The sequence below is a fragment of the Streptomyces vastus genome (assembly GCF_039532825.1).
Lineage (GTDB): Bacteria > Actinomycetota > Actinomycetes > Streptomycetales > Streptomycetaceae > Streptomyces > Streptomyces vastus.
Genome location: NZ_BAAASJ010000059.1, coordinates 42564 through 60187 on the forward strand (window position 1 = coordinate 42564; position 17624 = coordinate 60187).

Annotated in this window: 20 protein-coding genes and 1 riboswitch; of the genes, 9 read left to right on the forward strand and 11 right to left on the reverse strand. The window is 70.8% G+C overall.

The window, feature by feature from the left end; all coding sequences use genetic code 11:
- Window positions 1-98: 98 nt before the first annotated feature.
- The 4 genes from ABD357_RS24545 to ABD357_RS24560 all read left to right on the forward strand — a co-directional run bounded on the left by ABD357_RS24545 (window position 99) and on the right by ABD357_RS24560 (window position 4017).
- Window positions 99-332: a hypothetical protein gene (locus tag ABD357_RS24545; RefSeq protein WP_344392932.1), complete on the forward strand. Its 234-nt coding sequence runs from the start codon at window positions 99-101 to the stop codon at window positions 330-332.
- A gap of 93 nt (window positions 333-425) precedes the next feature.
- The gene (locus ABD357_RS24550; protein ID WP_344392933.1) at window positions 426-1220 is read left to right on the forward strand and encodes an SURF1 family cytochrome oxidase biogenesis protein; all 795 of its coding nucleotides are present in this window, start codon (window positions 426-428) and stop codon (window positions 1218-1220) included.
- 264 nt (window positions 1221-1484) lie between these two features.
- A complete protein-coding gene (locus ABD357_RS24555) occupies window positions 1485-3257 on the forward strand; it encodes a glycoside hydrolase family 15 protein (RefSeq protein WP_344392981.1) in 1773 nt (590 codons plus the stop codon).
- 4 nt (window positions 3258-3261) lie between these two features.
- Window positions 3262-4017 carry an SDR family oxidoreductase gene (locus ABD357_RS24560; RefSeq protein ID WP_344392934.1) on the forward strand — a complete coding sequence of 252 codons (756 nt, stop codon included), beginning with the start codon at window positions 3262-3264 and terminating at the stop codon, window positions 4015-4017.
- On the opposite strand, the gene amaP is transcribed toward ABD357_RS24560, so the two are convergent.
- Genes amaP through ABD357_RS24585 form a run of 5 tightly spaced genes read right to left on the reverse strand, consistent with a single transcriptional unit; the run spans window position 4014 to window position 6389 of the window.
- Window positions 4014-4592: an alkaline shock response membrane anchor protein AmaP gene (amaP, locus tag ABD357_RS24565; protein ID WP_344392936.1), complete on the reverse strand. Its 579-nt coding sequence runs from the start codon at window positions 4590-4592 to the stop codon at window positions 4014-4016. The genes ABD357_RS24560 and amaP overlap by 4 nt on opposite strands.
- A 6-nt stretch (window positions 4593-4598) precedes the next feature.
- Window positions 4599-5279 (reverse strand): DUF6286 domain-containing protein, encoded by a 681-nt coding sequence (locus ABD357_RS24570; RefSeq protein WP_344392937.1) that lies wholly within the window; start codon window positions 5277-5279, stop codon window positions 4599-4601.
- Window positions 5276-5668 carry an Asp23/Gls24 family envelope stress response protein gene (locus ABD357_RS24575; RefSeq protein WP_344392939.1) on the reverse strand — a complete coding sequence of 131 codons (393 nt, stop codon included), beginning with the start codon at window positions 5666-5668 and terminating at the stop codon, window positions 5276-5278. The genes ABD357_RS24570 and ABD357_RS24575 overlap by 4 nt, the downstream gene beginning before the upstream one ends.
- A 5-nt stretch (window positions 5669-5673) precedes the next feature.
- Window positions 5674-5859 carry a hypothetical protein gene (locus tag ABD357_RS24580; protein WP_328772579.1) on the reverse strand — a complete coding sequence of 62 codons (186 nt, stop codon included), beginning with the start codon at window positions 5857-5859 and terminating at the stop codon, window positions 5674-5676.
- A gap of 32 nt (window positions 5860-5891) precedes the next feature.
- The gene (locus ABD357_RS24585) at window positions 5892-6389 is read right to left on the reverse strand and encodes an Asp23/Gls24 family envelope stress response protein (RefSeq protein ID WP_344392942.1); all 498 of its coding nucleotides are present in this window, start codon (window positions 6387-6389) and stop codon (window positions 5892-5894) included.
- An 89-nt stretch (window positions 6390-6478) separates the two neighbouring features.
- Here ABD357_RS24585 and ABD357_RS24590 point away from each other — a divergent pair, with 89 nt between their 5' ends.
- On the forward strand, window positions 6479-7225 hold the full coding sequence (locus ABD357_RS24590) for a nucleopolyhedrovirus P10 family protein (protein ID WP_344392943.1): 747 nt from the start codon (window positions 6479-6481) through the stop codon (window positions 7223-7225).
- A gap of 86 nt (window positions 7226-7311) precedes the next feature.
- Here ABD357_RS24590 and ABD357_RS24595 read toward each other — a convergent pair whose 3' ends face one another.
- The 3 genes from ABD357_RS24595 to ABD357_RS24605 all read right to left on the reverse strand — a co-directional run bounded on the left by ABD357_RS24595 (window position 7312) and on the right by ABD357_RS24605 (window position 10441).
- Window positions 7312-8103, reverse strand: a complete 792-nt coding sequence (locus tag ABD357_RS24595) for an enoyl-CoA hydratase/isomerase family protein (RefSeq protein WP_344392945.1) — start codon at window positions 8101-8103, stop codon at window positions 7312-7314.
- A gap of 133 nt (window positions 8104-8236) precedes the next feature.
- Window positions 8237-8458, reverse strand: coding sequence for a helix-turn-helix domain-containing protein (locus ABD357_RS24600; RefSeq protein ID WP_006123601.1), 222 nt, complete (start codon window positions 8456-8458; stop codon window positions 8237-8239).
- A gap of 384 nt (window positions 8459-8842) precedes the next feature.
- Window positions 8843-10441, reverse strand: a complete 1599-nt coding sequence (locus ABD357_RS24605) for an ABC-F family ATP-binding cassette domain-containing protein (RefSeq protein ID WP_344392946.1) — start codon at window positions 10439-10441, stop codon at window positions 8843-8845.
- A 278-nt stretch (window positions 10442-10719) separates the two neighbouring features.
- On the opposite strand from ABD357_RS24605, the gene ABD357_RS24610 reads away from it, so the two are divergent.
- Entirely contained in the window at window positions 10720-11133 is a 414-nt protein-coding gene (locus ABD357_RS24610) for a VOC family protein (RefSeq protein ID WP_344392947.1), read from the forward strand.
- A 53-nt stretch (window positions 11134-11186) separates the two neighbouring features.
- Here the strand turns inward: ABD357_RS24610 and ABD357_RS24615 are convergent, their stop codons facing one another.
- The 3 genes from ABD357_RS24615 to ABD357_RS24625 all read right to left on the reverse strand — a co-directional run bounded on the left by ABD357_RS24615 (window position 11187) and on the right by ABD357_RS24625 (window position 14706).
- Entirely contained in the window at window positions 11187-12590 is a 1404-nt protein-coding gene (locus tag ABD357_RS24615; protein WP_344392948.1) for a hypothetical protein, read from the reverse strand.
- 218 nt (window positions 12591-12808) lie between these two features.
- Complete coding sequence (locus tag ABD357_RS24620; RefSeq protein WP_344392950.1) at window positions 12809-13936, reverse strand: alpha/beta hydrolase family protein; 1128 nt, start codon at window positions 13934-13936, stop codon at window positions 12809-12811.
- A gap of 71 nt (window positions 13937-14007) precedes the next feature.
- Window positions 14008-14706, reverse strand: coding sequence for a class II aldolase/adducin family protein (locus ABD357_RS24625; protein ID WP_344392953.1), 699 nt, complete (start codon window positions 14704-14706; stop codon window positions 14008-14010).
- 196 nt (window positions 14707-14902) lie between these two features.
- Between ABD357_RS24625 and ABD357_RS24630 the strand changes: the two genes are divergently transcribed.
- The 3 genes from ABD357_RS24630 to ABD357_RS24640 all read left to right on the forward strand — a co-directional run bounded on the left by ABD357_RS24630 (window position 14903) and on the right by ABD357_RS24640 (window position 17340).
- Window positions 14903-15682 (forward strand): lysozyme, encoded by a 780-nt coding sequence (locus ABD357_RS24630; RefSeq protein ID WP_425584985.1) that lies wholly within the window; start codon window positions 14903-14905, stop codon window positions 15680-15682.
- A gap of 206 nt (window positions 15683-15888) precedes the next feature.
- Window positions 15889-17106: an inorganic phosphate transporter gene (locus ABD357_RS24635; RefSeq protein ID WP_344392956.1), complete on the forward strand. Its 1218-nt coding sequence runs from the start codon at window positions 15889-15891 to the stop codon at window positions 17104-17106.
- A gap of 12 nt (window positions 17107-17118) precedes the next feature.
- On the forward strand, window positions 17119-17340 hold the full coding sequence (locus ABD357_RS24640; protein ID WP_344392958.1) for a hypothetical protein: 222 nt from the start codon (window positions 17119-17121) through the stop codon (window positions 17338-17340).
- Window positions 17341-17433: 93 nt separating this feature from the next.
- Window positions 17434-17577, forward strand: a riboswitch (cobalamin riboswitch).
- The last annotated feature ends 47 nt before the right edge of the window (window positions 17578-17624 follow it).

Here is a 17624-nt window from a genome sequence, read left to right on the forward strand (position 1 = left end):
CGGACGTACGGCGCGGGAGCCCGGCGTACGGGTGATTGGCGGGCGACTCGCCACGCGGCCGCTCGCCCGTGCCGTCCCGGCGGCCCACCCTGTGGCGCATGGCACGTTGCGAGGTCTGCGGAAACGACTACGGGATGTCCTTCGAGGTGCATGCGCAGGGCGCGGTACACGTCTTCGACTGTTTCGCCTGCGCCATCCACCGCATGGCACCCATCTGCGAGCACTGTCGCGTCCAGATCATCGGCCAGGGAGTCGAGGTCGGAGGCCAGTGGTTCTGCGGGGCGCACTGCGCCCGCTCGGAGGGGAAGGCGGGGATCATCGACAAAGTGTGAGGCGCCCTTTGCGCTCATCCGGCGCACGATCGACACAGCCCTCGGCGGGACCCTCCCGTCGAGGGCCGATTCATGCGGGGTAACGTCAATGGTGTGTACCGCTTTCTGTTGTCCCGGCAGTGGGTGATCGTCACGCTGGTCGCCTTCCTCCTCATCCCCACGATGATCAGGCTGGGCATCTGGCAGATGCACCGCTACGAGGAGCGCACCGCCCGGAACCAGCTGGTCTCCGAGGCGCTGGGCGCCAAGCCGGTGCCGGTGGAGAAGCTCACCTCCCCCGGGCACACGGTCACGACCGACGAGCGGTACCGCAGCGTGACCGCGAAGGGCCGCTTCGACACCGACGACGAGGTCGTCGTCCGCCGCCGCACCAACTCCGACGACGAGGTCGGCTACCACGTCCTGACCCCCTTCGTCCTCGACGACGGCAAGGTCCTGCTCGTCAACCGGGGCTGGATCCCCGGGGCCCCGACCCAGACGGCGTTCCCCAAGATCCCCGCACCGCCCCGCGGCGAGATCACCGTCACCGGGCGGCTCATGGCCGACGAGACGACCGAAGCGAGCGGCATCAAGAACGTCGAGGGGCTGCCGGACCGGCAGATCATGCTGATCAACAGCGAGGAAGAGGCCCGCCGCCTCGGCAAGCAGGTGCTCGGCGGCTACATCGCGCAGACAGCACCCGCGCCGAAGGGCGCCACCCCGGAGCCGATCGGCAGGCCCGGCGACGAGGACGCCGCGCTGAACTACGCGTACGCGATCCAGTGGTGGCTCTTCGCGGCAGGCGTCCCCGTGGGCTGGGTGATCCTGGTCCGCCGTGAGCGCCGGGACCGGGCGGAGGCCGCGGCGAAGACGGAAGCGCCGGAGGCCGCGACACCGGCCTCCGTATAGGCGGACCGCCGGAGGCGACACCGGCCGCCCTACAGGCGGACCGCCCGGAAGCGACACCGGCCGCCGTATGGCCGTAACCGCCAGGTGCCACCGGCCGGCCGTACAGCCCGGACCGCCGACACGGCTCCCACCCGATTGGTCACCGGCCGTGACGGGAACCCGTCACCCGTGCACTCATCGAACGAGCCCCACCCACCCAACGGTTCCGAGGCGCCCCACACAGCCGGCAAAGAAGCCGAGAAGGCGGACGGGACCGTCCCCGCCATCGAGGACTACGCGCTGATCGGCGACCACCAGACTGCCGCCCTGATCGGGCGGGATGGTTCGATCGACTGGCTGTGCCTGCCCCGGTTCGACTCGGCGGCCTGCTTCGCGAAGCTGCTGGGGGACGAGGAGAACGGTCACTGGAGACTCGCGCCGAAGGGGACGGAGGCGTGCACGCGGCGGGCGTACCGGCCTGAATCACTCGTGCTCGACACCGAGTGGGAGACCGCCGAGGGCGCGGTACGCGTCACCGACCTGATGCCGCAGCGCGACCGCTCTCCCGACGTCGTACGCGTCGTCGAGGGCCTCAAGGGCCGCGTGACCATGCGCAGCACCCTGCGGCTGCGGTTCGACTACGGCTCGATCGTGCCGTGGATGCGCAAGTCGGACAGCCACCGGGTGGCCGTGGCGGGCCCGGACTCGGTGTGGCTGCGCAGCGAGCCCAAGGTCCGCACCTGGGGCAAGGACTACGGCACGCACTCGGAGTTCACGGTCGCCGAGGGCGAAAAGGTCGCCTTCGTGATGACGTGGCATCCCTCGCACGAGCCGCGCCCGCCGCTCGTCGACCCGCACGAGGCGCTGGCCTCAAGCGTCGAGGACTGGCGAGCGTGGGCGGCCCGCTGCCGTTACCGGGGCCCGCACCGGGACGCGGTCATCCGCTCCCTGATCACGCTCAAGGCCCTCACGTACGCGCCGACCGGCGGCATCGTCGCGGCGCCCACCACCTCGCTCCCGGAGGACATCGGCGGCGTACGCAACTGGGACTACCGCTACTGCTGGCTGCGCGACTCGACGCTCACCCTGGGCGCGCTGCTGGCCTGCGGCTACCAGGAGGAGGCCGAGGCCTGGCGCGACTGGCTGCTGCGTGCGGCGGCGGGTGACCCGGCGGATCTGCAGATCATGTACGGGCTCGCGGGCGAGCGGCGGATCCCCGAGTACGAGGTGCCGTGGCTGCCCGGATTCCAGGGCTCGCGTCCGGTCCGGGTCGGCAACGACGCGGTACGCCAGTTGCAGCTCGACGTGTACGGCGAGGTCATCGACTCCCTGGCGCTGGCGCTGCGCGCGGGCCTGCCGACCAAGCCGCACATGTGGCGTCTGCGGGAGGCCCTGATGGAGTTCCTGCGGTCGAACTGGCGCAGGCCCGACGAGGGCCTGTGGGAGGTACGCGGTCTGCGCCGGCACTTCGTGCACTCGAAGATCATGGCGTGGGTGGCCGCCGACCGCACCGCCCGGGCCCTGGAGGAGAACCCCGGCCTGAGCGGCCACCCGGACCGCTGGCGCGCGATGCGCGACGAGGTGCACCGCGAGGTGTGCGAGCGCGGCTACGACCCGGAGCGGAACACCTTCACGCAGTTCTACGGCTCCCGCGAACTGGACGCCTCGCTGCTGCTCATCCCCCGTATCGGCTTTCTGCCGCCACACGATCCGCGAGTGATCGGCACGATCGACGCGATCCGCGACGAGCTCGCGCATGACGGCTTTCTGCGCAGGTACTCCTCGGAGCCGACGGTGATCGACGGGCTGCAGGGCCGCGAGGGCGCGTTCCTGGTCTGCTCGTTCTGGCTCGCGGACGCGCTGCATCTGACGGGGCGTACGAAGGAGGCGCGCGAGCTGTTCGAGCGCCTGCTCGGGCTCTGCAACGACGTGGGGCTGCTGTCCGAGGAGTACGACCCCGTCGCGGGCCGTCACCTCGGCAACTTCCCGCAGGCGTTCAGCCATATCGGACTGGTGGGCACCGCCCTCACACTGTTCGGCGAGGAGGGGGCAGGATAGGGGCATGGATCTTGGACTGAAGGACCGTGTCTACGTCGTCACCGGGGCCACCCGCGGCCTGGGCAACGCCTCCGCGCAGGAACTCCTCGCCGACGGCGCGAAAGTGATCATCACGGGCCGGGACGAGAAGACGGTGGCCGAGGCCGCCGCGGCTCTCGGCCCCAACGCCCACGGAGTCGCCGTCGACAACGCCGACCCGGCGGCCTCGGCAAGCCTGATAGCCGCCGCACGGGAGCGCTTCGGCGGCTTCGACGGCATTCTGATCAGCGTCGGCGGCCCTGCGCCCGGCTTCGCCGCCGACAACACGGACGAGCAGTGGCAGTCGGCCTTCGAGTCCGTCTTCCTGGGCGCGGTCCGGCTGGCCCGCGCGGCTGCCGCGGAGCTGACCGAGGGTGGGGTCATCGGCTTCGTGCTCTCCGGTTCGGTGTACGAGCCGATCCCGGGCCTCACCATCTCCAACGGCCTGCGCCCCGGTCTCGCGGGCTTCGCCAAGTCACTCTCGGACGAGCTCGGCCCGCGCGGCATCCGCGTCGTGGGCGTACTCCCGGGCCGTATCGCCACGGATCGCATGCGCCAGCTCGACGGCCTGTCCCCCGACCCGGACGCCACCCGCGCGGCCAACGAGTCCCGCATCCCGCTGCGCCGCTACGGCACCCCGGAGGAGTTCGGGCGGACGGCCGCGTTCCTGCTGTCACCGGCTGCGTCGTACGTGACGGGGGTCATGGTTCCTGTTGATGGTGGGGCTCGGCGCGGGTTCTAACTGACCCGTTCCGGCCGGTGCTTGACCCCGCGAAGGCGTACCTCGGCGGGCAGCGCGGCCAGCCCGGCCGAGTCCCTGGCGTGGGCGAGGGCCTGGGTCGTCAGGCCGTGCAATGCGTCGCCTGGGTCGACGTGTGGTTCGAGGAGCAGGTGGACCCGTGCTTGAGGGGTGCTGCGCTTGCCGGTCAGTGCTGCCTGTGCGCGCTGTACGCCGTCCAGGGCGCCCGCCTCGCCGGACAGTACGCCCTCCAGGGCGCGCCCGCGCAGCAGTGCCCCCTCGCCGTCTCCGGTGTCGACGAGCACCTCGGCCAGCCGACGCCGTCGCAGTACCGCCGTCAGCCACCACAGGGCGAGCAGCACGGTGACGGCGAGTACGGCGATGACGGTGGGCCACCACCAGCCCTCGTCCCGCCAGCGGGTCCGGTCCGCGTCGCTCAGCAGCACGTCCCGCTGCCCGTCGTGGACCCACCACGAGGGCGGATCGAGGCCGAGGCCCACGGCGAGCACGGAGCCGCCGCCCACGACCAGGAGCAGGCCCACGAGCCCCACCAGAACACGGTTCACGATCCTCAGCACCGGCCGTCACCCCTTCCGGTTCTTGTTCGCCCGCACGACATGCACGGACAGGGCGGGCCGCCGGGCCAGCCCCAGCCCCTTGATGCCCTCGGCGAGCACGGCGTCCAAGTCGGCGCGTACGTCGTCGAGTTCACGGAAGTGCGACATCGCCCGCACACGGACCTTCCTACGCCCCACTCGGACCCGTACCGAGCGCACCCCGGAGACCTCCATGGCCCGGTCCCGCAGCATCGTGGCGGCGGCACCCCTGTGCAGACCGGCCCGTACGTCGGCGTGGGGACGGCGCATCGGCAGTACGTCCCGCAGGCCGGGCGTCACGGCGAGCACGATCAGCCAGACGCCGAGAGCGGCCGCGACCCCGGCGCCGACGAGCACCCAGGTGTCGTCGAGGGGCCGCTCGGCGAGCTCCCGGGCCAGGGACCTGCGCCAGGCCATGGCGGACCGGTCGGCGCGCACAGAGACGATGTCGTACAGCAGGAGGCCCGCGCCGGCCAGGACCAGCAGCGCGAGGATGACCGCGGGGACACGGCGAACGGACCAGAAGCGGCCGTTCCCGTCGTCCGCAGCGTCGCTGGTGGGCAGTGGGTCGTACGCCGCCGCGGACGCGGACTGGCCGAGTTCGCTCTCGGCAGCCTTCTCGATGACGGGAAGCCGGCGGGTGCTCTCGGAGCCCTGGGACTCGCTCATTGGGTCCTCCCCTGTGCCGCGCCGCGTGCCTGCGCGGAGTGCAGGCGCTCCACCTGGACGGCGACCTCGGGCACCTCCATACCCGCCAGCATCCTTACCCGCTGGGTGACTTGGCGACGCACGGCGGCGCACTGGGCACCGATGTCGGAGGGGTAGTCGAGTTCCAGGCCGATCCGGACGCGGGCGGTGTCGTGGTGCACGACGACGGTGGCGTGCGGCGGCCCGGCGTCCCGGGGCAGCACGTCCAAGGCCTCGCGCGCCGCCTGCGCGGCGATCTTCGAGACGACCCGGTCGGCGATGCGGAGCGCACCGCGCTCGGCAGGTGCGACGGTCCGGCCGGGGCTGCCGGGCCGGATGGGGGCTCCGGCCGCGGCGAGCTCACCGGTCACGTGCGTCACCGCCGCCGGTCGCCGCGAGTACGGAAGAAGTCACCGACTTCCCAGTCACCCTCCAGGAAGCGGCCGACCACGAAGCCGACGGCGCCGAGGGCCGCCACGAGGAGGAAGGCACCGAACCCGCCGAAGTATCCGGCGAAGCCCAGCGCCATTCCGGCGATCATGCCGATCGCGGCCATGCTCATGCTGCGCTCCTCTGCGCATCAAGGGGCGGGTACTACTGGAGCCGAGTCTCCGACTCTCCTTCTTCTTCCTCTTCCGGCAGTTTGACATCACTGACCGCGATGTTGACCTCGACGACTTCAAGACCCGTCATCCGTTCGACGGCCGAGATGACGTTCTCACGCACGGCGCCGGCGACGTCGGTGATCGAGACGCCGTAGTCGACGACGATCTCCAGGTCGAGCGCCGTCTGCACCTCGCCTACCTCGGCCTTCACGCCCCGGGTCACGGACTTCGCACCGCCCGGGACTCGGTCCCTCACCGCTCCGAAGGTGCGCGAGAGCCCGCTGCCCATCGCATGCACCCCGAGCACATCGCGGGCTGCGAGCCCGGCGATCTTCTCCACCACACCGTCCGCGATGGTGGTACGTCCCCGAGAAGCCGGGTCGCCTCCCCCGCGCTTGGTCACACTGGGCCTGCGGGGCTGTACATCCGGCGCCCCCTTCTCGCCCTCGGGGTTCTCCGTCCGGTTCCGCTGCGTCATTTCGGTCATCGCCCTGCGTCCCTTCCGGCTTGCACTCCTTCCCTCACATTATGTGTGGTTGCACGCCGGCGCAGCAGGTGATGCGGCAGGCTGGAGCGATGACGGCGGATCGGTGGACCCAGGCAGTACGACGTCAGCTCGGCTTCGGCAGGCTTCTGCCGCTGGGCGGGCCCCAGGACGGTGCGTGGATGACAGAGTCGGCGGCGGAGCCGGTTCTGCGCCGAGCCGCGCGCCGTGTGCCGGGCGTACGCCTCGGCACGCTACGGCTCGCGCTCGCCGACCCGGATCAGACATACGTGGCCGCCGTACCGCCTCCGCCCAGCGCCCTGCCGCCGGGTCCGCTGCGCATCACCGGCGACTTCACCGCCACCCTGGCGACCGGCGAGCCCCTCCCCGCCCTCGCGTCCCGCCTCCGCGCGACTCTCGCCGAGGCGGCGACGGAGCGGCTCGGGCTGACGGTCACGGAGGTGGATCTACGGGTGACGGGGTTGCTGGAAGACGGGGACGAGGCCGACGTACGTCCTGATCAACGGCAGCAGACCGAGGAACCTGAGCCTGAGCCTGAGCCGACACAGGAAGACGACGAGTCCCGAGTGGCAGCCGCCGCGCTCACCGTCCCGGGCGTAGCCCGCCTGACCGGCACACTCACCGGCCTGGGCCACGCGGTGCACATCGAGGAGTACTCCGGTGAGGCCACCCTGCCGCGCCGTCACGTCCGCGTGGAACTCGAGGTCCACGCGAACCGGCGAGCCCTGGACGTGGCCCGTGAAGTCCGAGAGGCGGCGAGCGAAGCACTCCCGGACCACCCATCGGTGGCGGTACTGATCACGAGGATCACAGAATGAGCTGACCAGGTGGGACGCGCCCTGGAGTGCGGGAACGACAAGCCACAACGAACCCGCCGTTTCGAACCGGCCTTCCAGTGGAGCGGCTAGTCACCGACCCCTGCCAGATCCCGCAGCCGCCGCCCTTGCGCCGCACGCTCCGCGACCCGCTGGTCCGCATACGTACGGCCAACGGCGCCCTGGAGCAACGCCTTCGTCTCGACAAGCGCATCGCGAGGCGCAGCCAACAACGCCGCCCCCAAATCCTGTACGGCATCGTCGAGCTGCCCCACGGGCACAGCAAGATTCGCCAGCCCCGTACTCACGGCCTCCTCGGCCAGAACAAAGCGCCCCGTCGCGCAGATCTCCAGCGCACGGGCGTACCCGACCAGCCCCACCAGCGGATGCGTACCCGTGAGGTCGGGCACGAGCCCGAGGCTGGTCTCGCGCATGGCGAACTGCACGTCGTCCGCGACGACGCGCAGGTCACAGGCGAGCGCAAGCTGGAAGCCCGCCCCGATGGCATGCCCCTGCACGGCTGCGATGGACACGATGTCGCTGCGCCGCCACCAGGTGAAACCCTCCTGGTATCCGGCGATCGTCGCATCGAGCTCGGCATCGGAACCGCGCGCGAGTTCGATGAACGACGGCTCGCCCTCGAACCCCTCGGGCGTGAACGCCTGCCGATCAAGACCCGCGGAGAAGGACTTGCCCTCCGCGCGCAGCACGACAACGCGAACGGTGCCCGGCAGCAGCCGCCCCGCTTCGGCCAGCGCCCGCCACAGAGCGGGGCTCTGCGCATTGCGCTTGGCCGGATTGGTCAGCGTCACCGTGGCGATCGCCTCGTGGACGGTGAGCCGTACGCCGTCCTTGTCGAGTACCGGGTCGAGCGAAGCCATGGGGCGCCTCCGATGGGTGCGGTCAGAGTGGGTGCCGTACGTACGCACCCTCAAGTGACTGCACAGTAACCACCCGCCCGGTCACCCGACCGACCGGGTGGCCACCATCGGAGAACGAGGAGCCCGCCCGACTTCAGGCCGAGGCGGCCTTCTTACCGCGAGTCGCTCCGCCACGCCCTCGGAGCGTGACTCCCGACTCGCTGAGCATCCGGTGGACGAAGCCATACGAGCGGCCGGTCTCCTCGGCCAGTGCCCGGATGCTCGCACCGGAGTCGTACTTCTTCTTCAGGTCTGCCGCGAGCTTGTCGCGCGCGGCGCCGGTCACCCGGCTGCCCTTCTTCAGAGTCTCGGCCACCCGTGCCTCCTCATGGGAAGTGCGCTCTGGACTTCTCATGATCACCCCTCAAGAGCTTCCTGGCCACCCATTCGGCAAGGTCCGTAGGACAAGCTTTGAGTCGCGGAAGCTCATCCTCACGAGCGGAATCCTTGGTTCCGGGCAGCGGTGTCCGTACGGCCGAACGGGTTCACACGCGAAGGTCCAGGTCAGCGAAGCGGAGCGGCCGGGCCCCGGCCGGCCGAGGGTCCGGCCGCGAAATCGATGTACGACACACCTCGGTACGAGGAGATCTCACACAGATGATGGATCACGGATGAGCCGAATGATCCATACGCAGTTGATCAGTCATTCGATCAAGCCCCGCTGACCCCGCGCCGGCCCCCGCCCCGGACCGTGCGCGCCTCAGGCGAGGGCGACAAGGTCTGCGTAGTCCGCGCCCCACAGGTCCTCGACGCCGTCGGGCAGCAGGATGATCCGCTCCGGCTGGAGTGCGTCGACGGCACCCTCGTCGTGGGTGACGAGGACGACGGCGCCCTTGTAGGTGCGCAGGGCACCGAGGATCTCCTCGCGGCTGGCCGGGTCGAGGTTGTTGGTCGGTTCGTCGAGGAGGAGGACGTTCGCGGACGACACCACGAGAGTGGCGAGCGCGAGGCGGGTCTTCTCGCCGCCGGACAGGACCCGGGCCGGCTTGTCGACGTCGTCGCCGGAGAACAGGAAGGAGCCGAGGGTTTTGCGTACCTCGACGAGGTCGAGATCGGGGTTCGCGGAGCGCATGTTCTCCAGCACTGTGCGGTCCGGGTCCAGGGTCTCGTGCTCCTGCGCGTAGTAGCCGAGCTTGAGGCCGTGGCCCTCGATGACCTGGCCGGTGTCGGGCTTCTCCACGCCGCCGAGGAGCCTCAACAGGGTCGTCTTTCCGGCGCCGTTGAGGCCGAGGATGACGACGCGTGAGCCCTTGTCGATGGCCAGGTCGACGTCGGTGAAGATCTCCAGAGAGCCGTACGACTTCGACAGCCCCTCCGCGGTGAGCGGCGTCCGGCCGCAGGGCGCGGGCTCCGGGAAGCGCAGCTTGGCGACCTTGTCGGACTTGCGTTCTGCCTCAAGGCCGGCCAGCAGCTTGTCGGCGCGGCGGGCCATGTTCTGCGCGGCGACGGTCTTGGTGGCCTTGGCGCGCATCTTGTCGGCCTGCGAGTGGAGGGCGGAGGCCTTCTTCTCGGCGTTCTGCCGCTCGCGCTTGCGGCGCTTCTCGTCGGCCTCGCGCTGCTGCTGGTAGAGCTTCCAGCCCATGTTGTAGACGTCGATCTGGGAGCGGTTGGCGTCGAGGTAGAACACCTTGTTGACGACCGTGTCGACGAGGTCGACGTCGTGGGAGATCACGATGAAGCCGCCACGGTAGGTCTTCAGGTAGTCGCGCAGCCAGACGATCGAGTCGGCGTCGAGGTGGTTCGTCGGCTCGTCGAGGAGCAGCGTGTCCGCGTCCGAGAAGAGGATGCGGGCCAGCTCGATACGGCGGCGCTGACCGCCGGAGAGTGTATGGAGGGGCTGGCCGAGCACGCGGTCGGGCAGGTTGAGCGCGGCGGCGATGGTGGCGGCCTCGGCCTCGGCGGCGTACCCGCCCTTGGTGAGGAACTCGGTCTCCTGCCGCTCGTACTGCCTCAGTGCCTTCTCGCGCGTGGCGCCCGTGCCGTTGGCGATGCGCTGCTCGTTCTCGCGCATCTTGCGGATCAGGGTGTCCAGGCCGCGCGCGGACAGGATGCGGTCGCGGGCGAGCATGTCGAGGTCGCCGGTGCGCGGGTCCTGCGGGAGATAGCCGACCTCGCCGGAGCGGGTGACGGTGCCCGCGGCGGGCATGCCCTCACCTGCGAGGACCTTGGTGAGGGTGGTCTTGCCCGCGCCGTTGCGGCCGACCAGGCCGATGCGGTCGCCCTTGGCGATGCGGAAGGTGGCGGACTCGATGAGGATGCGGGCACCGGCGCGCAGCTCGATACCGGAAGCGGAAATCACGGACAGACTCCAGGGCGGGGTTGATGACGGGGTGGGCGGCTGAGGTCGATCACGCCGTCTAATGCGCGAGGAGAATGGCCATGGGGCCAGTCTAACGGGGGTCTGCAAGCAGTTTTTCTGCGTGCGCATGTTCTACGTCACCTTTGCGGCCCGGCAGTTCGTCGCCCCACGAGCCGGGGATTGCGGCTCCGAGGGCGTTGTCAGTGCCGGGTGCAAGACTGGAGCAGGTCGGACTCAGCAGGTCACATGCGGCGACGAGGCGAGAGGAAGTGGTCAGCATGGCGGGCACGGTCGGCGGACGCCCGAGCATCTTTCCGACGCTGCTGTACGGGGACGCGAAGGCCGCGATCAGGCAGCTCACAGAGGCCTTCGGCTTCATCGAAGCGTCGGTGTACGAGGGCGAGGACGGCACGGTGCTGCACGCGGAGCTGGTGCAGGGCAACGGCGCGGTGATGCTCGGCTCCAGGGGCCGCGGCGGCCGCTTCGACGAGGCGATGAAGGGCTCGACCCACACCGGGGTGTACGTCGTCGTGGACGACGTCGACACACACCACCAGCGGGCCGTCGACCACGGGGCGGAGATCCTCATGCCCCCGACGGACCAGGACTACGGATCGCGGGACTACATGGCGCGTGACCTGGAGGGCAATATCTGGAGCTTCGGCACGTACGCCCCCGAAATACAGGCCTGACGCCGAATCCCGGATACGGGCCCGGCTCCTCCGCCCCCACTCGGCGACGCGCCTCAGTTGCCTCCGGTGTGCACCTGGAAGGCGGCGCGGCGTACGGCCCTGGCCAGGGCCGGGTCGGGGTGGGCGGCGGCGAGGGCGACCAGGACCTGCACGGTGCGGGGGTGGCCGACGGCGCGGACCTCGTCGAGGAGCACGGGCACGGTGGGCTGCACGGCGGACTCCAAGTGCCGTACGAGCAGCGGGGCTTCGCCGTGGTCGGCGACGGCCGCGGCGGTGTCCACCCACAGCCAGGTGGCCTCTTCGCGGGTGAGGATCTCGTGGGCGTCCTCGGGATCGTGACCGTCGTGCACGGCGAGCCACAGCAGGGCGTACGGGCGCAGGTGGACCTCGTCGACGACGGCGCGTACGTCCGGCTCGGCGGGGGCGCCGACGACGCGCAGCGCCTCGAAAGCGAGCCCGCGCAGCAGGGCGTCCTCGCCCCGGGCGGCGTCGAGGAGTTCGGTGACGGCGCTGCCGACGGGGCGGGCGGCGAGCCAGGCGCGGTATTCGGCACGGGCCGCGTTCGGACGCAGCTGGGCGCAGCCGCGGAGCATGTCCTCGGCCGGCTGCTCGATGTTCCCGGCGGGACTCTGCGCGGCCACGCAGATCTGCTCCAGCTTGACCCACACCGCCCAGCTGCCGAGCGGGGTGAGCGTGGCCTGGCCGTCGGCGCAGGTGAGGGCGCCCACCGAGGCGAGTGCGCCCAGAGCCCAGTCGAGGAGGGGGGCGAGAGGGGTGTCCTGGGCCGGTTCCTCCACCGGCTCGGGCTGCGGCCCGTACGGGATCTCGCAGCGCTCGGTGCGCAGTTCCGTGACGCGCTGGCCGAGGAGGTCGAGGAGTTGGGTGACGGGGACGGGACCGGCCGAGAGCTGGAGGAAGGAGAGCACCTGGGGCATCGCGGAGACGACCTCGGCGACGGCCGCGTGCTCCTGGTCCTCGGGCTCCGGGCAGGCGAGCGACCAGGCGTCGAAGAGGGCGACCCAGCCGCGCAGTACGGCGCTGTCGTCGCGGTTCCAGGCCCGCAGCCGCCAGCCGGGGCGGGCGCTGTCGCCGTGCACCTCGATGAGGCCCGCGAGTCGTGCGGTGTCCCAGTCCGCACGGACCTGAGCCGGAGTCAGGGCCAGGTCGTCGGCCGCCCGTTGGGCGGTCGCCTCGGAGAGCGTGCCCGTGCCGTCGGGTGGCGTGCCGCCGAGGTCCCGGCCGGGGCTGAGCGCGGCGTCGGCCCAGCGGGCGACACGGGCCGCGCCGGCGAGCTGGGCACGCGCCATGCGGGCCAGCTCCGCGGGCGCCGGGGTGCCCTCGGGCGGGCGCGGTGCGGGTCGGCGCGTACGCCGCTGGTCCATCGCTCGGGGAGCGGCGGCCAGGGGTCGTGAGCGGACGAGTCGGAGCCTGGAGTCGCGCGGGATACGGGACGTCACGGGGGCAGTCTTCCGGTTGACGGTCCGAAAACCCAAACGGAAGGTCGCGGAGGGCGACAGGGGAGGCCAACGCACCGGGCTCCACGGGCGCTCACAGGCCCCCGGCAACCAGGTGCTCGGGGTCAAACCGGAAGCCGAGAGGGAACGCGAGAAGGAACAGGAAGGAAGGGAGGGAGGGAGGGAGGGAGGGAGGGAGGGAGGGAGGAGGTAGCCGAGGGCTACATCAGCGGCGTGAGGAAGCGGCGCAGGGCCTCTTCGTAACCGGCCGGGTCGGCGTTCCACATGGCTCCGTGCGGGGCGTTCCGGACGGTGTGCAGGGTGACCAGGTCGGGGCGGCGGTCGGCGAGACGGCGGGAGTGCGCCCAGGGGGCGACCGCGTCGTCCGGGCCGTGCAGGACGAGGACCGGCACCTTGAGCAGGTCGGGGTCGGCCGCGCCCTGGATCCGGTCGCCCTGCAGGCCCGTGCGCCCCTGAGCGGCACGGACGGCCAGCGGAAGCAGGGCGCCGGGGGTGCGGCGGGCCGCGGCGAGGGCGCGCAGCGTGTCCTCCCAGCTGAGGACGGGCGAGTCCAGCACGAGCCCGGAGATCCGGTCGCGCAGCGCGGAGTGCGCGGCGGCGCGCACGGCCATGGTGGCGCCGGTGGACCAGCCGTACAGGACGACCTGTTCGGCGCCGGAGCGCACGGCGTAGCGGATCGCCGCGTCGAGGTCGGGCCACTCGGTCTCGCCGAGGTGACAGAGGCCGTCAGGTGGGCGGGGTGCGCCGGGGTCACCGCGGTAGGCGAGGTCGAGAACGGGGAAGCGGAGGCGGTGCAGCAACTCCATGACATTCATGGGGTGTTCGCGGGTGGTGCCCAGACCGTGCACGGTGATCACCCAGGTCGCGCGGGCGCCGGGCACGAACCAGGCGGGCAGTGCGCCGAGTTCGCCGGGGATGTCGACGTCGGTGTGGTCGAGGCTGAGCGCGGTGCTCGGGTCGCCGATGTGCACGGTCGGGGTGAACCACACCTTGTCGCCGGCTTCCAGCGTGCCGCGGGTGACGCGTTCCAGTCGACGTACGACCGTGTCGGCGGGGTGCGGGACGGCGTCCAGGACCGTACCGACGACGGCATGGCTCGCGTTGCCGCTCAGGCCGTACATGCCCGGCCGCTGGGAGGCCAGGGCTCGGGTGAGCGTGATCCGCCCGGCGGCCGTGGCGTGCACGGTGAGCCGGGGTTCGGTGGGCAGCGGTCGGTCCGGCGACGCCTTCAAGGCGGCGTCGCTCGCGAAGCGGCCGGCCGCGACGGTGGCGGCTCCGGCGGCCAGGGCGGCGGTGACGGCCGCGGCCGTCACTTTCACTGTGCGCACGGGTCCAGTCTCCAGACGGAGCCCGCTGTCGGCCAGCCGAAGGGACGGCGAAAAGTGCGCCCGGAGGGCGGTTACGGCTGGCCGTACCCCTTCAGCCGCTCCCCCACCTCCGCCACCTGCTCCCGGCTCAGCAGCGACGGCGAGTGACCCGGAAGCGACGACGCCGTCAGCCACAGGCGGCACATCCACTCCAGCTGGGCCGTGCGGTCGTAGGCCTGAAGGAGGGTGGTGCCGTAGGTGAGGGTGCCGTGGTTCTGGAGGAGGCAGGCCGTGCGGTTCCGCAGCGCCCGGAGCATGTTCTCGGCCAACTTTTCCGTGCCGTAGGTCGCGTAGGGGGCGACGCGGACGGGGCCGCCGAGCGCGGCGGCCATGTAGTGGATGAGCGGCAGCTCGGGGACGAGCGTGGAGACGGCCGTGGCGTGCACGGCATGGGTGTGGACGACGGCGCGGGCGTCGGTGGCGCGGTAGACCGCCAGATGCATGGGCAGTTCGCTGGTCGGAACGAGTGAACCGAGCACCTGCCGGCCGTCGAGACCGACCCCGCAGACGTCCTCGGACCCGAGTTCGTCGTACGGGACTCCGGTCGGCGTGACCAGGACGGTGTCCCCGACCCGGACCGACACATTGCCCGACGTTCCGACGACCAGCCCTTCGGACACCGTCCGGCGGGCCGTCGCCACAAGCTCGCGCCAGGCCCGTTCCGTCGCGTCCCGCGCGCCCTGCCCCGCCACGTCCCGCCCGCCCCCTGCGTCCCACCGCTGTTCGGCCATGCCGCGATCCTGCCAGCCGCGCGCGCCGGCCCGGCGCGGGCCAGGGCACTTTAGGGCGGAACGCGCACCTCCGAAAGGTCGCATATACGAACAGAACGCCCGACCGGATCAATTGGCCGACGGCCGACGGAGTTTCACGGATCTTCCAATAACCTCGCGGAGATTTGTCGTGCACGCCGCCATTCCGGGGGGAAAGATGGCCCGTGATCGCAAACCGTCCCGAAGTCGCCGACCGTCTCGCAGTCGCCAACTGTCCGGCAGTCGCCGGGCCCGTTTCGCCCTGCTCTCCGTGGCGACGCTGACCATCGGCTCCACCGCTCTCGTCGAGGTTCCGGTCTCGGCGGCAGCCAAACCCAAGGGGCACGACGTCTCCTCGCACCAGAAGAACGTCAACTGGTCGAAGGCGAAGAGCAAAGGCGCCAAGTTCGTCTATGTGAAGGCAACCGAGTCCCACACCTACCGCAACCCCTATTACGGCCAGCAGTACCACGGCGCGCGCAACGCGGGCCTGGTCCGCGGGGCGTACCACTTCGCGCTGCCGCACAAGTCGTCCGGCAGGACACAGGCGGCGTACTTCGTACGCAACGGAGGCGGCTGGCGGGCGGACGGCTGGACGCTGCCGCCCGCGCTCGACATCGAGTACAACCCGTACGGCAAGAAGAAGTGCTATGGCTTGAGCAAGGCCAAGATGGTCGGCTGGATCAAGTCGTTCAGCAACGAGGTGAAGCGGCAGACCGGCCGCCGCCCGGTGATCTACACCACCACGCACTGGTGGAAGAACTGCACGGGCAACAGCTCCGCGTTCGCCTCGAACCACGCACTCTGGCTGGCCCGCTACAGCTCGTCGGCAGGGGCGCTGCCTGCGAGCTGGAGGACGTGGACGTTCTGGCAGTACGACAACGGCGGGAGCCTGCCGGGTGACCAGAATCTCTTCAACGGGTCCATGAGCCGGCTCAAGAAGTTCGCGAAGGGCTAGAAGCAAGAGCTGGAAGCAAGGGCCGACGGAGCCCGATCCTCCGCTTGAGTTCGACTCCCCCGCCGCCCCTCCGGTACCACGGGAGGGGCGGCGCCTCATTTTAATACATCTCTTGATACACCTCACGGTCCTGCTGAGTTCATCTTCCGTTCATCCAGGTTGCTTACGGTCCACGAGCCGCTGACGTCCAATAGAAGACCAGGTAAATGGAGAACTTCTCGCTGATCCTCGCGATAGTGGTGGTCACCGCCCTCGCGTTCGATTTCACGAACGGTTTCCACGACACCGCCAACGCGATGGCCACCACCATCTCGACCGGCGCGATGCGGCCCAAGGCCGCGGTGGCCATGTCCGCCGTACTCAATCTCGTCGGCGCCTTCCTCTCGATCGAGGTCGCCAACACCATCTCCAAGGGCCTGGTCGACGAGTCCGGCATCCAACCCGAGGTGATCTTCGCCGCGCTCGTCGGCGCCATCCTCTGGAACCTGCTGACCTGGCTCGTAGGCCTGCCGTCCAGCTCCTCGCACGCCCTCATGGGCGGCCTGATCGGCGCCACCATCGCCTCGGCCGGCGTCGGCGCGGTGCACGGCGGCGTCCTCGTCACCAAGGTGCTGATCCCGGCGATCGCTGCCCCGCTGGTCGCGGGCCTCGCCGCGATGCTCGCCTCCCGGCTGACGTACCGGCTCGGCAGGAACGCGAACGGCGAAGCCGCCAAGAAGGGCTACCGCACAGGTCAGATCGCCTCCGCGGGGCTCGTCTCGCTGGCCCACGGCACGAACGACGCGCAGAAGACCATGGGCATCATCACCCTCGCCCTGGTCACCGGCGGCGCCATCGCCCCCGACTCCGACCCGCCGGTCTGGGTCATCCTCTCCGCCGGTCTCGCGATCGCACTCGGCACCTACCTCGGCGGCTGGCGCATCATCCGGACGATGGGCAAGGGCCTCACCGACCTCCAGCCGCAGCAGGGCTTCGCCGCCCAGACCAGCGCGGCCACGGTCATCCTGGCCTCCTCGCACCTCGGCTTCTCCCTGTCCACCACGCACTCGGTCTCCGGCTCGGTGATGGGCGCGGGCCTCGGCCGCAAGGGCGGTGTGGTCCGCTGGTCCACCGCCACCCGGATGTTCGTCGCCTGGGGCCTGACACTGCCGGCCGCGGCCCTGGCCGCCGCGATCGCGGAGTACGTGACCTCCTTCGGCACCTGGGGCACCGCGTTCGTCGCCGTCTTCCTGATCGCGTCCAGCGCCGCGATCTGGGTCGTCTCCCGCCGCGAGGTGGTCGACCACACGAACGTCAACGAGGGCGACGGCGCAGAGGAGACCCCCGACGTGGTGACCACGGCCATCGCCGCCGTCACCCCGCCCCCGACGGGCACCGTCGAAGAGCCGGACGCCGAGCCCGCCACCCGCACCGCCACGGTCTGAGGAATCCACACCATGCACATCGACTGGGCAGCCCTCGGCTCCGTCTTCGGAGTCAGCCTCATCGTCACCGTCGCCCTCGTGGGCCTGTTCACCCTCGGCATCGCCGGCCTCTCCCGGCGTGAGTCGGCGTCCGCCCACGGCAACTCCGCGCTCCTCGCGACCACCGGCGCGTACGCCTGCTTCACGGCGTGCACGGCGGCGGTCGCGTACGGCATCTACCTGATCGTGGCCTGACGTCCCCGCACCCCACCCTTCGACGTCCAGCACCCCACCCGCCCGTGTGGGCCTTAGCACACTCTCCCTTCGCAGGTCAGCGGCAAGTTGACGGCGGTTCGCGGGCGTGGTGGACTGCCCGAGCCAAGTACGGCGGCAGAAGAGGAAGCCGGTGTGAGTCCGGCGCGGTCCCGCCACTGTCACCGGGGAAGCAGTTTCCCGGGAGCCAGGAACTCTCGCCGTCGGTCTCGTCGAACCAGGGCGCGGACACCCTGAGTGAGGACATATCGCCATGTGCGGCTGCC